This window comes from Pseudoalteromonas rhizosphaerae, assembly GCF_028885455.1.
GTDB classification, from domain to species: Bacteria; Pseudomonadota; Gammaproteobacteria; order Enterobacterales; family Alteromonadaceae; genus Pseudoalteromonas; species Pseudoalteromonas rhizosphaerae.
The window spans coordinates 2,362,967-2,378,141 of record NZ_CP118496.1 but is presented as its reverse complement, the minus strand read 5'-3'; the positions used below and the strand labels follow the sequence as shown (position 1 = coordinate 2,378,141).

Below are 15,175 nucleotides of genomic sequence, written 5' to 3'. Positions count from 1 at the left end.
AATGAAACAAATTAAAGGTCCAGCGATCTTCTTAGCACAATTCATCAGCGATGAAGCTCCTTTCAACAGCTTTGCCACTATTTGTCAGTGGGCAGCAAATTTAGGCTACAAAGCAATTCAGCTACCGACTGCAAATTCTCGTATTTTCGATTTAGAAAAAGCAGCCCAAAGCCAAGATTATTGCGATGAAGTGACTAGTATTGCTGCACAGGCAGGGCTTACAATTTCAGAGTTATCAACTCATTTACAAGGGCAGCTCGTAGCCGTTCATCCGGCTTATGATGAAATGTTTGACAATTTTGCCCCTCAAGCACTACGCGGTGACCCTATAGCCAGAACGAAATGGGCCATCAATCAGTTAATGATGGCCGCTAAAGCCAGTAAAAATTTGGGCTTGAAAAGCCATGTGACTTTTTCAGGAGCACTACTTTGGCATACTTTTTATCCTTGGCCGCAGCGTCCAAAAGGACTGGTAGAGCAAGGATTCCAAGAACTTGCGAAACGCTGGCTACCAATCCTCAACTACTTTGATGAAATGGATGTGGATGTTTGCTATGAACTTCACCCAGGGGAAGATTTACATGATGGCGTAACGTTTGAGCGCTTTTTAGCTGCGACAAATAATCATCCTCGGGTAAATATTCTTTATGATCCCAGCCATTTCATCTTACAACAACTTGATTACTTATCATTTATTGATATTTATCACCATCGTATTAAAGCATTTCACGTCAAAGATGCAGAGTTTAATCCAAATGGTCGCAGCGGTATTTATGGTGGCTATCAAGATTGGCAAGACCGCCCTGGTCGGTTTCGCTCCTTAGGTGATGGCCAAATTGATTTCAAAAGTATCTTCAGCAAATTAACGCAATATGGTTTTGATGGCTGGGCAGTTCTAGAGTGGGAGTGTTGCATTAAACATCCTGAAGATGGGGCGAAAGAAGGCGCACAATTTATAAAAGAGCATTTGATCCGCCCTACGGCTAAAGCATTTGATGACTTTAGCGCAATGGACACAAATGATCAGCGAAATAAGCGGATATTAGGTATTTAATAAACAGGGTCACACACAATGAATAACAACAATAATCGTATTATTTTTCGGCTTTGCTGCATTGCATTAATTGTCACATCAATGACTTTCGCAATAAGGGCTGGCGTTTTAGGACAACTAGGCGAGCAGTTCGGCCTCACTGGTACACAGCTAGGCTGGGTAAATGCCATGGCATTTTTAGGGTTTCCGGTTGCAACCATGCTCGGGGGCATCATTTATAACGCGATTGGTGCTAAAAAGTTGGTTGCATTAGCGTTTATTTGCCACCTAGGCGGACTTATTTTAACTATCACTGCAGATGGTTTTTGGGGATTATTGATCTCTACCTTTTTAATTGGCTTTGCTAATGGATCGGTTGAAGCCGGTTGTAATCCACTGATCGCCCAAATGTATCCTAAAAACACCACCACTATGTTAAACCGCTTTCATGTTTGGTTTCCTGGCGGGATCGTAATTGGTGCATTAGCTTCAAATGCAATGACATCCGCTGGCTTCAGCTGGCAATGGCAAGTTTCGCTGATCCTTGTGCCCACCATTATTTATGGTGTGATGATGCTTAAAGCGAAATTTCCACAGTTTGATACACAGCAAAATTCAACCACCAGCAACTTAAAACACTTACTCTCGCCGCTGTATTTGTTTCTCATTATTTGCATGACACTGACAGCAGTCACCGAATTTGGCACACAGCAATGGATTGAGCAAATCCTTGGCTCGTCAGGCGCTTCGCCTATGGTTATTTTAGCTTTGATCACCGGATTGATGGCATTAGGTCGGTTTTTTGCGGGCCCGATTGTGCACCGCTTTAGTCCATCAGGTGTCCTACTGGGCTCAGCCATTTTTTCAACACTAGGGATATTTTTAATGAGCCAAGCGCAAGGTAATACCATCTACCTTGCCGCAGCACTATTTGCCGTTGGCGTTACTTATTTTTGGCCAACCATGATCGGTTGTGTCGCTGAGTATGCCCCAAAAACAGGTGCACTTGGCATGTCGTTAATTGGTGGAGCTGGCATGTTTGCAATGAGTATCTGGAACCCCGTCATAGGCCATTGGATTGATAATGCGCGAACACAAGCACAAACAACTAGTGTCAGTGTAGAACAAGTTGAAGTGCTCGCAGGACAAGCTGTATTACAAAATCTACTGGTTTTTCCGATTGTCCTGATCATTGTATTTATTGGTCTTCATCTGTTTATAACAAAAAATAAAAACGTTGAGAAATACGTTTAGTCATAACAAGTAACACACAAAAAATAAGGGGTATTATATGCTTAAATCAATCTCGATGTTGTCAATTGCACTGGCTTTTAGTAGCAGTGCTTTTGCTAAGACACCCGATAACCAACTTTCTAAAGAAGAACAATCAGCTGGCTGGCAATTACTGTTCGATGGCAAAGATATGTCGCACTGGCGCAATTTTAAAAGTGAGACACTCAGCCCAAAATGGACCATAGACAATGGCGCAATGTTACTCACTAAAGGCGGCGGCGACATACTCACGAAAAAAGTCTATCGCAATTTTGATTTACAAATAGATTGGAAAATTTCAACTAAAGGGAATAGCGGTATTTTTGTGCTGGCAGATGAAACTGGCAGTATGATTTATTCTCACGCCCCTGAAATTCAAATAATTGATAACGAAGAGCACCCAGATAACAAAATAGACTCACACTTGGCTGGCTCTATTTACGATCTGTTTGCAGCCCCGACAACAGCGCATAAACCAGCCAATAATTGGAATAGTGTTCGTATTCGTATGCAAGATAAACACTTGCAGGTTTGGCAAAATGGCATAAGTACATTAAGCATAGTAATCGGCAGCACAACATGGAATACCCTTGTCGCAAATAGCAAATTTGCTACTTGGAGTAACTTTGCTGCGGCAGAGCAAGGACATATAGGTCTTCAAGACCATGGTGACAAAGTGTGGTTTAAAAATATAAAAATTAAGGAACTATAAGCATGTCTACATTTGATCATAAAGTACTGGTTGTTGGCTCCGGCGCAGGTGGCGCAATGGCCGCTTATACCTTAACTAAACTAGGCCATAAAGTATTATTACTTGAAGCGGGGCGTGATTACGATCCAAAAAAAGAAAGCCCAATGTTTCGCCGTAACAGTGAAGCTCCTTTAATGGGCGCAGGAAATAAAGACAAAAACTTTGGCTTTTACGATGCAACCGTCGATGGTGGCTGGCAAGTTCCTGATGAGCCTTACACTAACGCCAAAGGCACTGATTTTTACTGGTGGCGTGCGCGCATGCTAGGTGGAAGAACTAATCACTGGGGACGTTACTCATTACGCTTTAGTGAACATGATTTTAAAGGTAAGAGCCAAGATGGCAACGGCGCAGATTGGCCTTTCACTTATGATGATATCGCACCATGGTACGATAAAACGGAAGAACTAGTGGGTATTTGCGGCACCAATACCGGCCTTGATGATATGCCGCCATCTGCACCTGGGGTATTACAGCCACCACCAACGCCGCGAATTCCTGAGTTACTTATTGCTGCCAGTGCGAAAAAACTGGGTATCGCAGCCGTGCCTATGCACAGAGCAGTATTAACTCGGCCAAAAGATGATCGTATGGCATGCTTTTATGCAACACCTTGTGGCCATGGTTGCTCAATCGGCGCGGCGTTTCAAACTACAACCTCATTATTACCTATGGCAAAAGCAACTGGGAATTTAGAAATAATTACTGATGCAATGGTTAAATCAGTGGCTGTTAATGATGACGGTAAAGTAACGGGTGTTACTTATATAGATAAGCAAACCGTAGCTGAAAAAACACTAACAGCAGATATCGTGATCCTTGCTGCTAGTGCCTGCGAATCCGCACGTATTTTGCTAAATTCAAAACACGCCAAGCATCCCAAAGGTTTAGCTAACTCAAGTGGCCAAGTAGGTCGTAACTTAATGGATTCAACCGGTGCTTGGCTTGGTGCGCAAGTTCCAGCATTAAAAGGTCGCCCACGTTATAACGAAGATGGCCACACTGGGAACCATTTATTTATTCCTTGGTGGGGACACAAAGCACATGCCAAAGGTGAGCTTGATTTTCCTCGTGGTTATCACTTTGAGATCAGTAGCGGTTTTAATCAACCTGGCTCTGGAGTCTCTGGCGATAAACGTGGTTATGGTATTGAACTAAAACAACAAGTTCGTGATGCCTATGGATCTTATGTTGGCTTTGCGCTGCGCGGAGAAATGCTCCCCAACGATGATACCTACATGGAAATTGATGAAAATGTTAAAGATAAATGGGGCATTCCGGTTTCGAAATTTCATTTCAAATGGTCAGATCGTGAGCTAAAACAAATTGAGCACGGCTTAAAAACAGCGAAACAGATCCTTGAAAATCTAGGAGCTACTGTGGGCAAATTACCTGCTGCTGAAAAAGCAATTTCAAAAGGTGGCGAGATCATTCATGAAGTAGGCACCACTCGCATGGGTAGCTCAGCAAAGGATTCAGTGACCAATCAATGGGGCCAAACATGGGATTGCGACAACTTATTTGTGATGGATGCAGGGGTATTTGCCTCTAATCCACATAAAAATTGCACATTAACCATCATGACATTGGCAATGCGTAATTCAACCTGGATAGCCAAACAAATAGAACAAGGAGCGCTGTAACATGCATAATGAAGATCGTGTTGACTCATACAAATATATTTCCGGCATGACACGGCGTGAATCGTTAAAGTGGCTTGGTTTATTAGCCGCAGGTTCCGCCGTATCACTTTCAGCAGGGTGTAGTAAAGCGTTAGAAGAGAAAATTAGTGATAAAGGACATTGGCCTGACTTAGATTTACAACCTATAACAGCTAAAGGTTATGGCACTGATCCCAATATGGTTATGCCACCACAATCACCTTGGCCATTGACATTAACTCAAGCACAATTAAATTTAGTTGCGGTGTTAGCCGATTATATCGTGCCTAGCGAAGGTAACAACCCAAGTGCAACAGAGGTAAATGTACCGAGTGTGATTGATGAGTGGGTAAGCTCACCTTATAACGGTCAACAAAAAGACCGCGTTACTATTTTACACGGCTTAGCATGGATCGATGATGAGGCAGTGCTGCGTTATAAAGCACCATTTGTCGCATTGAAAAAAGAGCAACAAACAGCCATCTTAAATGATATTGCTTATTTTGATGATGAAACTCCTGCGCAGTTTCAACGCATTGGTAATGCTTTTTTACGCTTTAAAAACCTTGTACTTGGTGCCTACTTTTGTACACCGCAAGGTTGTAAAGATATTGGCTATTTAGGCAATGTGCCTATTGCAGGCGATTACCCAGGACCTACTGACGAAGCAAAAGCCCATTTAGATAGCGTTTTAGCTGAACTGGGTTTGACTGAGTATGCTTATCAAGATTCAGTTGCCAGTTAACGCTAAGTTATTTTTTAGCTAGCCCAGCCCTAAGCAGGGAGCAATTCCCTGCTTTTCCTCGTAGGTGTTTTTTATGTTCAAAATCAAATCATCATTTAATTATGTTATTTCAATTCTGTTTATTTTTTGTGTTTTAAACTCGCTGTCTATCTATGCAAAAACAAGCAAACAACTACTCCCCGTTAGTGTTCAGCTTTGGTCTGTTAAAGATGCCTTAAAAGCGGATTTTGATGGCACCCTTTCATCTATTGCTGATATGGGCTTTCAAGGTGTGGAATTTGCAGGTGACTTTGGGCCTTATAAGAACAATCCAAGTGCACTGAAGGACAAACTCGCGAAGCTAAATTTAGTCGCTAGTAGCGCACATATCGGCTTTGACTCCTTAACGGATGACACCTTAGCAGACACATTATTGTTTTATAAAACCCTTGGTGTCTCGATTTTATTTGTACCTTGGGATGAAAGAGCTTGGCAGCCACAAGGAATTACCTCTCTGACCGAACAACTCGTTCAGGTTAATGAAATCGCTCAGCGCTATGCTATGCACATCGGTTTTCACAACCATAATAAGGAGTTTAATCAATTCCAAAACGCGACATACTGGGACGCTATTGCCAGTAATACGCCAAATACCCTGCCACTGCAGCTTGATATAGGTTGGGTACATTATGCAGGAAAAGATCCTGAATATTTCATTAAAAAATACCCAGGACGAACCCTGGCAACCCACTTAAAAGTTCGCACCCATCCTAACGATGGCTTAAGTCCTATATTAGGTGAAAATGATTATCCATGGCAAAAAATAATAGAAACATTGATTGTTGATGGCGCCACTCAGTGGCTAGTCGTAGAGCAAGAAGAATACCCGAATGGGTTAACACCAATGCAAAGCGTGGCTAAATCTAAAGTTAATTTAGATAAGATCCTCGCTAAAATGGGCGAATAAAGTAAACCTACATCATTGATAAAATAACTTATTATACCAATCGTGTTAAGTTACTGACCATTTATAGCGACAGATAAATACAGTGATAACAAGGCATAAATTTTGACATGTAATTGTTCTAATTGAAAAAATTATAACGCAGTTAGCGCTTTATTTAGCTCGCTAGAATGGTTAAATATTTAAGTCGATTGGTATTACACCCTCTGACACAAACAGTAGGGACTAACAATAGTACATTAACTATCTTAGTCCCTATGAACTCTTAATAATTATACATCCCACTCTTTCAGTGTGTCTTTTAAGTATTCATAACGCCATGAGTTAAGTAAATCGGGCTTTGGAGTCTGTTCACGCTCAGCGCTGGTTAACTTCCAATTCCAACTGATCAACTGGTTGATTTGCTTTTTAGATGCAAATACATCTTCTGGAATGCCCTGTTTTTTAGCAACTGCAGTGATTTTTTGTTTAATTTCTTTGGCTACTTTTTTATAACTTGGAAAGTCAATAAGTCGTCTTAGTGGCTCAGGAAAATCTGCAACAGGGATCACTTTAGCTTTTTCAATACACTTTAAGATTTCAACGCCCGAGCGGTTAACTTCGATGCTATCGACTTCTGGCACATTACGCATTGCAGTTAAACTCGTTGGTTTGCGTTTTGCCAATTCAACCAAGCAATGCTCTTTTAATACAAAGTTAAGCGCTAAATTTTTGCGTATCGCTTTGTTACGACGCCAAGCCGCAAGCTCTCTTAATACAGCAAGATCCGCAGGTTTTAATTGCCAAGCATTTTTAATGTCTCGATACAGATGTTCATCCGGTGTTTGATAAGCCCGTTTTTGTGCAATCAACTCACTTTCATTGATCACAATATCAAAGAAACCAGCGTCGTTGGTTTGTTCAATAATAATTTTAAAGCACGGTAATAAATGAAATACATCAGCTGCAGCGTAATCGAGTTGTTTAATTGTTAGCGGACGCTGTAACCAATTGGTCCGTGATTCGCTTTTGTCGATTTCAATATCGAGTAAATTTTTTACCATATGAGCAAAGCCCATGCAGTTGCCATTGCCTAATAATTGCAAGGCAAATTGGCTATCAAATAAGGGAGCTGGTACGAAGCCGGCGTATTTTTGAAATACTTCAATATCTTCCGACGGTGAATGCAAGACTTTTAACACCGCAGGATCACGTAGAATCTGCCAAAAATCAAACAATGATAGCTCGGCTAGCGGATCGATTAATGCTAAATGTTCGCCGTCATAAACTTGAATAAGGGCAACTTCAGGATACAAAGTACGACGACGCATAAATTCTGTATCAATTGCTAAGATGGGTTTGTTACGGATCTGCTCTACAAACTCATTTAATTGATTTTGGGTTTGGATCAATTGATATTGCACTTAATCTCCTACAATAAAAAAGCCGACATATGTCGGCTTTTTTAGCTTGCTAATCTTTCAAGGCTCGTCTGAGTATTTTGCCAACGTTTGTTTTTGGCAATTCATCCCTAAACTCAACCAGTTTAGGGACCTTGTAATTAGTTAAATTATCACGACAGTGTTTTATTATATCTTTTTCAGTCAAAGATGGGTCTTTTTTAACAATAAAAACTTTAACTTGTTCGCCGCTAACATCATGAGGGATACCAATTGCTGCTGCTTCTAAAACACCTTCATGCATTGCAATCACTTCTTCGATCTCATTTGGGAACACATTAAAGCCAGATACGATGATCATATCTTTTTTACGGTCAACAATATAAAAGAATCCTTCATCGTCATAAGTGGCTATATCCCCTGTGGCAAACCAACCATCTTGCAAACACTCAGCCGTTGCATCAGGACGATTATAATAACCAACCATCACTTGTGGACCTTTAACCCATAATTCGCCCGGCTCACCTTTGGCTGCTTCTTCACCATTATCTAACATCAACTTGATCTCAGTATTAGGTGCAGGTAAACCAATCGAACCATTGTATGAATCTAGATCATAAGGACTGACAGTAACTAATGGCGAACACTCAGTTAAACCATACCCTTCCATTAATTTGCTACTGGTGATCTTTTGCCATTTTTCAGCAACAGGTCGCTGTACAGCCATACCACCACCAAGGGACATTTTCAAACTTGAAAAATCAAGCTCGGCAAAACCCGGTGTGTTCAACAAACCATTAAATAATGTATTTACACCCGTGATCGCGGTGAATTTATGTTGGCCTAATTCTTTCACAAAGCCTTTCATATCACGCGGATTAGTGATCAATAAATTTAATCCGCCATACTTCATAAACGTTAAGCAGTTCGCTGTTAGTGCAAAGATATGATAAAGCGGTAAAGCAGTGACAACAACTTCTTTGCCACGTTCTAACACTTGATCTAAGCAACCAGAAACCTGCTCTAAGTTACCTACCATATTGCCATGGGTCAGCATCGCACCTTTAGAGACACCCGTTGTGCCACCGGTATATTGTAAAAAAGCAATATCAGATAAACACACTTCAGGTTTAATGTAATCTTTTTCGTTCGCTGCAAGTAAGGCTTCAAACTTAATGGGGTTAGGCAATGAATAGCTTGGCACCATTTTTTTAATATGCTTAACAACAAAGTTAACCAAGTGCTTTTTAAAGCCACCCACCATATCACCCACTTGGGTAACTACGATGTGTTTTACTTTAGTGTGCGGCAATGCTTTTTCAAGCGTGTCTGCAAAGTTAGCCAGTATAAAAATCGCTGATGTTTCTGAATCATTTAATTGATGTTCAAGCTCACGTACAGTGTAAAGCGGATTAACGTTAACTACGACACAACCGGCACGTAAAATACCGAGTATTGAAACAGGTGTTTGTAATAAATTTGGCATCATTACAGCCACTTTATCGCCTTTTTTCAATCCCAGCTCTTTTTGAATATACACAGCAACACGTTTTGTTGCTTGGTCTATTTCATCATAGCTCAATGTTTTACCCATATTGGTAAAAGCAGGCAAGTCTTTGTAGTCAGTGAAGCTTTTTTCAAACACTTCTAACAACGAGTTGTAGTGCTCAGGATCGATTGTTTCAGGCATACCCTCTGGGTAGCGCTTCAGCCAAATTTTGTCCACTCTTAGCTCCTGTTCTATTTATAATTTATTTTTATTAAACCTTAAACTAAGTAAGGCAATTTCACAATTGAGCAATCACTCTAATTCGCAAATATTCCCACATTTTGTGCAAATATACAATTAACATGCACCAGTTTGCAGCATAAAGGCATGAATCTGCTGTAAACACTGCTCAGGGCTTTGCATATGACAGTGGTGGCCACCTTCAACTTCATTTACTATTAAGCTTTTGTAATAATTAGCATATTTATTTAAATTATCACTAATAAATTGATACCCTTCACTGCCTAGAATTAATTGGCACGGCACATTTATTTCGCTTATTACCGCTATGCATTGTTGCTCATCAAATCTAAAACCTGAATGATTTTTAAGCTTTGGATCAGTTCTTAGCAGCCATCCTTGTTCAGTTTCTCGTATATTTCTGTCCATCAAAAGTGCTATTAAATCCAAAGGTAAGTCACTTTGTACCGCCCGTGCTTGGTGTATTATTTGTTGTGACTCGTACTGTCGGGGTGCTTTTTTATTTACACGACGTCGATTCAAAATTGCATTTCTAAGCTGCTCGACCACTTTTTTACTGGGTGTTGTGACAACTCCCAGTCCTTCTATCATAGTGACCGTATTTACTTTATCAGGAAAACAGCTGGCAAAAAGACCAGCGGCCATTGCGCCCATAGAATGACCAACCAAGTGTACTTTATTAACCCCAAGTTGCTCGATTAAGTTATAAATATCATCAATGTAATCAATGAAATAATAGTGTGCATCGCTTCCACGCCAATCTGATAAACCATGTCCAGGAAAGTCCACACAATACCAAGTTGCAGTTAAGGTGTTATGTTCTAGCATGGGTAAAAAACTATGACAATTATCAAGCCAACCATGTAATGCAATGACAACCTCTTTTCCTTGCCCAAATGTTAGGCCATGAAGTGTTAATGCGCCACTTTGAACTGAAAATGGATGCACTGCGTAATTCCCCTTTGTTTTTAGTTTGTTTAACGTAAAAGACATTTATTTATACTACATTGCGTATACAATGGCACTACATAATAAACAGGGTACAAAGATGAAGAAACAAATAAGCCTCTTGGCATTATTATGCTCAGCAAGTGCATACGCAGAGCAAGCACCAAAAAACATAATTTATATGATTGGTGATGGCATGGGCCCCGCTTATACTACAGCATATCGCTACTTTAAAGATGATCCGTCTACCAAAGAAATAGAAGGCACGGTGTTTGATACAATCCTTAAAGGCATGGCACATACTTACCCTGACGACCATACTTATGTAACTGACAGTGCTGCTGGCGCAACTGCTTTGAGCTCAGGCCATAAAAGCTATAATGGTGCAATTGCAGTTGATACCGATAAAAAACCGGTAAAAACAATGCTCGAAATTGCCAAACAAAAAGGCATGATCACCGCATTAGTTGCAACCTCACAAATCAATCATGCCACGCCTGCAAGCTTCGCTGCACATAATGAATCTCGTCGTAATTACGATGAAATTGCCAATGATTATATTGATAATAAAATTGCCGGAAAACTTCCCGTTGATTTAATGCTCGGTGGCGGTACTAAATATTACATCCGCGAAGACCGTAATTTAGTTGCAGAATTTAAGCAAGCGGGCTATCAATACAGTGATGACTTTAGTGCGTTAAAAGATATTAAGCAAATTCCTGCGCTGGGATTATTTGCTCCAGTTGGGCTTGACTTTGCGTTAGATAATAACCCAACACGCTTAGCACAAATGACCAATAAAGCGCTTGAGTTACTTGATGAAAATAACAAAAATGGCTTTTTTGTGATGATCGAAGGTAGCCAAATTGATTGGTGTGGCCATGCCAATGATATTGCCTGTGCAATGGCGGAAATGGATGATTTTGCTAAATCAATCGAGCAAGCAAAAGCGTACGTTGATAAAAACCCGGATACCTTATTGGTGATCACCGCAGATCACTCAACAGGTGGTTTAACATTAGGTGCGCATGGGCAATATAAATGGGAAACCGAGGTAGTAAAAGGCGTGAAAGCCACAGCCGTTAAATTAACTAAATTAATGTCTGAGTCTAATGATTTAAAAGCCATTTGGACTGCTAACACGAATATAGAATACACTCCCGAAAACCAGATCAAGCTTGAACAAGCAAAAAAACTAGGCGATAAACCACTTAATCTTGCCATTAAAGATATTATCAGTAGAGCCAGCTTCACCGGTTGGACTACCGGCGGTCACACTGCTATTGATGTACAAGTATTTGCCTATGGTAAAGGTGCTGATAAATTTATCGGCTCACAAAACAATACTGATATTGCAGATAAACTGATCGGCTTTATTGAACAGCAGTAACGTTTAACTGGCATGTTGCTTTTCCTTAGGGTAGAGGCTAACTACAATATTAAAGGTTAATTATAAAAAGCCCAGTCATAATGTATCTGGGCTTTTTTAATCACAGCTGGAGGTAAACTTTTGCCAAATACTGGCACATCAACACAGAGTTAAATTACTGTCTAATTGTTAAGCGTAGATGTCCACACCAATTAAGTTTTGTACTTCAGCTCGGCGTTCTAAATTAGCAAACTCGGTGTAGGTTGAAATAGCACGACTTACTTTGGCTGTCGGCTGGTCATAAATCGTTTGTCGGTAACTAGGTTGGGCAGTGTCACTTTGTAACTTATCAGCCAGCGCAATACCTGCTTGGCTTGATTTAACAAACTCCGCAGACTGTTTATTATCAGCAGCAGATTGCTCCAATAACCCCTGAGGTTTATTAGTGTTGATCTGTCTTGAGGTAATTTTACCGGGTATGTCTCCCGAGTAAAACCCAGAGCCAATAGGTAGATTCAAAGTTGCGTCTCGTTACTTAGGTTATTAAATTATGTGCCAAATTTAATAACCTTGCAAGTTGCTTTATTAATCAGTTTATTCGCGTCCAGGTAATTTTTTCCAGGTTACTGTATCACGTACATATTTAGGTTGAGCTTGCGCAGCACTGACCGTACGTTGCGCACTGAAATCATCGCTAATTGTAGCCAACATAAAACCGGCATCAGGTAATATGATGTCGTTATTGATAGCAATTTGTGGGTTATCTGCCAGTGCCTCAGGGTATGTTTGCCAGCCAGTGCCCACTGCAATCCCTGGTTCGTCTGCAAGAGATAATAATGCTGGTTTTAATACTTGTTCGTCACCTTGTAAGGTCATCACACCATTATCACTGATTCTGTAATGGGCAAAATATATTTCTCCCATACGCGCATCAATAGCACTAAATACACTTTTTTCACCGGTTTGTTGATAAGCTTGCTGCGCCATCATTTGCAGCGTTGACACACCAACTAGTGGCAGTTTACATGCATAAGCTAAGCCTTGCGCAATGGCGACACTAATACGCACGCCAGTGAAACTACCTGGGCCTTGGCCAAAACCAATAACATCTAAATCAGTTAAACGGCAATTTGCCTTAGCTAACAACTGATCAACCAACGGTAAGATTTTTTGACTATGCTGTTGCGGGCATACTTCAAAATGGTGAAATAACTGACCATTATAATTGAGCACTAAAGACAATGCTTCGGTAGAAGCGTCAAATGCTAATAGATTAATATCACTAGTACTGATTGCGTTATTCATGGTAATTATTTCTCTAGTTAATGTGTTCTAAAAATTCACTGGCCACTTGAAGGCTACGTGTGCGGCGCATCGGCGGCAAGCTTTTTAAAAAGACTTGGCCGTATTGGCGTGTCACTAAACGGTTATCGCAAATCACCAACACCCCTTTATCCTTACTATCGCGGATCAGTCGTCCAACGCCTTGTTTTAGTGCAATCACCGCTTGTGGCAGTTGAATATAAGCAAAGGGATCATGTCCTTGTAATTGCGCATCTTGCATTTTAGCTTGGAGCAGTGGATCATCGGGTGCTGCAAAGGGTAACTTATCAATAATAACACAACTGAGTGTGCTACCTCTGACATCAACTCCTTCCCAAAACGACGCAGTACCTAATAATACGGCATTACCATGGCGGGTAAATTTTTCTAAAATAATACGTTTAGACATTTGCCCTTGCATATAAATAGGATAATCAATCTGAGTACTTAGCCCTTCGGCGACTAAGTGCATCATCCGATAGCTGGTAAACAATACAAAGCAGCGCCCTTTTGCTGCTTTAATTAAATCGAGGGTAAGCTTAACAATCGCATGAGGCATATTCGCTGCATGTGTTTCAGGTAAATAACGCGGTAAACATAATAAGGCTTGCTGATAATAATCAAACGGACTATCAACCATCATACTTTTGGCAGGCTTAAGGCCAAGGCTTGCGTTAAAATGATCAAGTGCATTATCGACAGATAGAGTCGCTGAGGTGAATACAAAGCCAGCCCCCGTGTCTGCCATCATTTGCGCAAATTTAACTGATACGTTAAGCGGAGTTATATGTACGGTTAAATAGCGGCGTGTTGTTTCATACCAATAACTGTTACCTGTTTGGCTTATATCAAACACCCGTTCTAATTGCCCTTTAAAAGCTAAGGTACGCTCAAATGGGTGTTCTATTTTATCGCTACGGTCTAAACAATGTTTGAGTACTTGATACAAAAAGTCTAAATCGCTGATCACCCTATGTAACGCGGCGCAAATTTCTTTACTTGCCAGCATTTGTCGCCAATCACCTCGGCTACCATCTAAGCCAAATTGTAAGCGCAAGTCTGCAACACTGGTTTCAAGCTTATTTAAGGTTTTACCAAGTTGCAGCATATCCGGAATGTCAGAGCGATAAATTGCTCGTAAATCATTAATTAAGTCCACCAGCTTTTTAGTGCTGATACTCTCACCAAAGTAATCACTGGCAATTTCACTTAATTGGTGTGCTTCATCAAATATATAGGCATCAGCTGTGGGAATGAGTTCAGCAAAGCCGGTATCTTTTACCGCCATGTCTGCAAAAAACAAATGATGGTTAACCACTACTATATCGGCATCCATCGCTTTTAAGCGGGCTTTGCGAATATAGCAATCTTGAAAATCAGGACACTCTTTACCTAAGCAGTTATCCGCAGTGGAGCTTACATAAGGTAATACTTTGGCATCTTCTTCGATACCAATACAATCAGCCAGATCACCGGTGTGCGTTTCACTGGCAAATTTAGCCACCATGGCCAATTGATGCATCACATCAGAATCATCGGTCGGTACATGGGCAACATGCTGATTAAGCCGATAAGTACATAGATAGTTACTGCGCCCTTTTAGCAGCGCGGTTTTTTTACTCGCACTAAGCGCTTTGACTAATTGAGGTAAATCACGGTGATATAATTGTTCTTGCAGCGCTTTCGTGCCGGTTGAAATTATTGTTTTACCTTTAGACTTTAGCGCAGGGGCTAAATAAGCGTAGGTTTTACCTGTACCAGTGCCCGCTTCAACCACTAATTGCGAGCGGTTTTTTAATGCATCACTCACCGCAACCGCCATATCGATCTGCGGTTGGCGAGGCGTATAACCATCTAGAGATTGCGCTAACGGGCCTGCTGCACTAAAAAGCTGTTTGATAATAACGATCGCTTTGCTAAAAATAATAGCGGGATTTTACGTAAGCATAGCCCCAAGGGCAAGTGAATACGCAAAGCAAATAGCAAAGGAGCAATGCCCCT

The 15,175-nt window shown here is 40.8% G+C and carries 13 protein-coding genes; 7 read left to right on the top strand and 6 right to left on the bottom strand.

Annotation, left to right across the window (positions count from 1 at the left end; translation table 11 throughout):
* Position 1 precedes the first annotated feature (1 nt).
* The 6 genes from PVK79_RS10080 to PVK79_RS10055 all read left to right on the top strand — a co-directional run bounded on the left by PVK79_RS10080 (position 2) and on the right by PVK79_RS10055 (position 6,408).
* Positions 2-1,054: a sugar phosphate isomerase/epimerase family protein gene (locus PVK79_RS10080; RefSeq protein WP_182732278.1), complete on the top strand. Its 1,053-nt coding sequence runs from the start codon at positions 2-4 to the stop codon at positions 1,052-1,054.
* Positions 1,055-1,072: 18 nt separating this feature from the next.
* Positions 1,073-2,287 (top strand): MFS transporter, encoded by a 1,215-nt coding sequence (locus PVK79_RS10075; protein ID WP_145235670.1) that lies wholly within the window; start codon positions 1,073-1,075, stop codon positions 2,285-2,287.
* Between the two features lie 37 nt (positions 2,288-2,324).
* Positions 2,325-3,017, top strand: a complete 693-nt coding sequence (locus PVK79_RS10070) for a 3-keto-disaccharide hydrolase (RefSeq protein ID WP_257326608.1) — start codon at positions 2,325-2,327, stop codon at positions 3,015-3,017.
* A 2-nt stretch (positions 3,018-3,019) separates the two neighbouring features.
* On the top strand, positions 3,020-4,699 hold the full coding sequence (locus PVK79_RS10065; RefSeq protein ID WP_257326607.1) for a GMC family oxidoreductase: 1,680 nt from the start codon (positions 3,020-3,022) through the stop codon (positions 4,697-4,699).
* A gap of 1 nt (position 4,700) precedes the next feature.
* Positions 4,701-5,462 (top strand): gluconate 2-dehydrogenase subunit 3 family protein, encoded by a 762-nt coding sequence (locus tag PVK79_RS10060; RefSeq protein WP_145235681.1) that lies wholly within the window; start codon positions 4,701-4,703, stop codon positions 5,460-5,462.
* Between the two features lie 73 nt (positions 5,463-5,535).
* Positions 5,536-6,408 carry a sugar phosphate isomerase/epimerase family protein gene (locus PVK79_RS10055; protein WP_257326606.1) on the top strand — a complete coding sequence of 291 codons (873 nt, stop codon included), beginning with the start codon at positions 5,536-5,538 and terminating at the stop codon, positions 6,406-6,408.
* 269 nt (positions 6,409-6,677) lie between these two features.
* On the opposite strand, the gene rnd is transcribed toward PVK79_RS10055, so the two are convergent.
* From rnd to PVK79_RS10040, 3 genes are all read right to left on the bottom strand, one after another.
* Positions 6,678-7,808 (bottom strand): ribonuclease D, encoded by a 1,131-nt coding sequence (gene rnd, locus PVK79_RS10050; RefSeq protein ID WP_257326605.1) that lies wholly within the window; start codon positions 7,806-7,808, stop codon positions 6,678-6,680.
* 49 nt (positions 7,809-7,857) lie between these two features.
* On the bottom strand, positions 7,858-9,510 hold the full coding sequence (gene fadD / locus PVK79_RS10045) for a long-chain-fatty-acid--CoA ligase FadD (protein ID WP_145235691.1): 1,653 nt from the start codon (positions 9,508-9,510) through the stop codon (positions 7,858-7,860).
* A gap of 120 nt (positions 9,511-9,630) precedes the next feature.
* Positions 9,631-10,482: an alpha/beta fold hydrolase gene (locus tag PVK79_RS10040; protein ID WP_257327012.1), complete on the bottom strand. Its 852-nt coding sequence runs from the start codon at positions 10,480-10,482 to the stop codon at positions 9,631-9,633.
* Positions 10,483-10,582: 100 nt separating this feature from the next.
* Between PVK79_RS10040 and PVK79_RS10035 the strand changes: the two genes are divergently transcribed.
* A complete protein-coding gene (locus PVK79_RS10035; RefSeq protein ID WP_182734183.1) occupies positions 10,583-11,872 on the top strand; it encodes an alkaline phosphatase in 1,290 nt (429 codons plus the stop codon).
* A gap of 168 nt (positions 11,873-12,040) precedes the next feature.
* Here the strand turns inward: PVK79_RS10035 and PVK79_RS10030 are convergent, their stop codons facing one another.
* From PVK79_RS10030 to yoaA, 3 genes are all read right to left on the bottom strand, one after another.
* Complete coding sequence (locus PVK79_RS10030; RefSeq protein WP_149980212.1) at positions 12,041-12,370, bottom strand: hypothetical protein; 330 nt, start codon at positions 12,368-12,370, stop codon at positions 12,041-12,043.
* Between the two features lie 75 nt (positions 12,371-12,445).
* Complete coding sequence (gene tsaB / locus PVK79_RS10025) at positions 12,446-13,156, bottom strand: tRNA (adenosine(37)-N6)-threonylcarbamoyltransferase complex dimerization subunit type 1 TsaB (protein ID WP_182732282.1); 711 nt, start codon at positions 13,154-13,156, stop codon at positions 12,446-12,448.
* Positions 13,157-13,169: 13 nt separating this feature from the next.
* Complete coding sequence (gene yoaA, locus PVK79_RS10020) at positions 13,170-15,083, bottom strand: DNA repair helicase YoaA (RefSeq protein WP_149980210.1); 1,914 nt, start codon at positions 15,081-15,083, stop codon at positions 13,170-13,172.
* Positions 15,084-15,175 lie beyond the last annotated feature (92 nt).

Bases quoted from the DNA above. Each gene is read 5' to 3' on its own strand.
- PVK79_RS10080 (WP_182732278.1), top strand. From the start codon at position 2: ATGAAACAAATTAAAGGTCCAGCGATCTTCTTAGCACAATTCATCAGC.
- PVK79_RS10075 (WP_145235670.1), top strand. From the start codon at position 1,073: ATGAATAACAACAATAATCGTATTATTTTTCGGCTTTGCTGCATTGCA.
- PVK79_RS10070 (WP_257326608.1), top strand. From the start codon at position 2,325: ATGCTTAAATCAATCTCGATGTTGTCAATTGCACTGGCTTTTAGTAGC.
- PVK79_RS10065 (WP_257326607.1), top strand. From the start codon at position 3,020: ATGTCTACATTTGATCATAAAGTACTGGTTGTTGGCTCCGGCGCAGGT.
- PVK79_RS10060 (WP_145235681.1), top strand. From the start codon at position 4,701: ATGCATAATGAAGATCGTGTTGACTCATACAAATATATTTCCGGCATG.
- PVK79_RS10055 (WP_257326606.1), top strand. From the start codon at position 5,536: ATGTTCAAAATCAAATCATCATTTAATTATGTTATTTCAATTCTGTTT.
- PVK79_RS10035 (WP_182734183.1), top strand. From the start codon at position 10,583: ATGAAGAAACAAATAAGCCTCTTGGCATTATTATGCTCAGCAAGTGCA.
- tsaB (WP_182732282.1), bottom strand. From the start codon at position 13,156: ATGAATAACGCAATCAGTACTAGTGATATTAATCTATTAGCATTTGAC.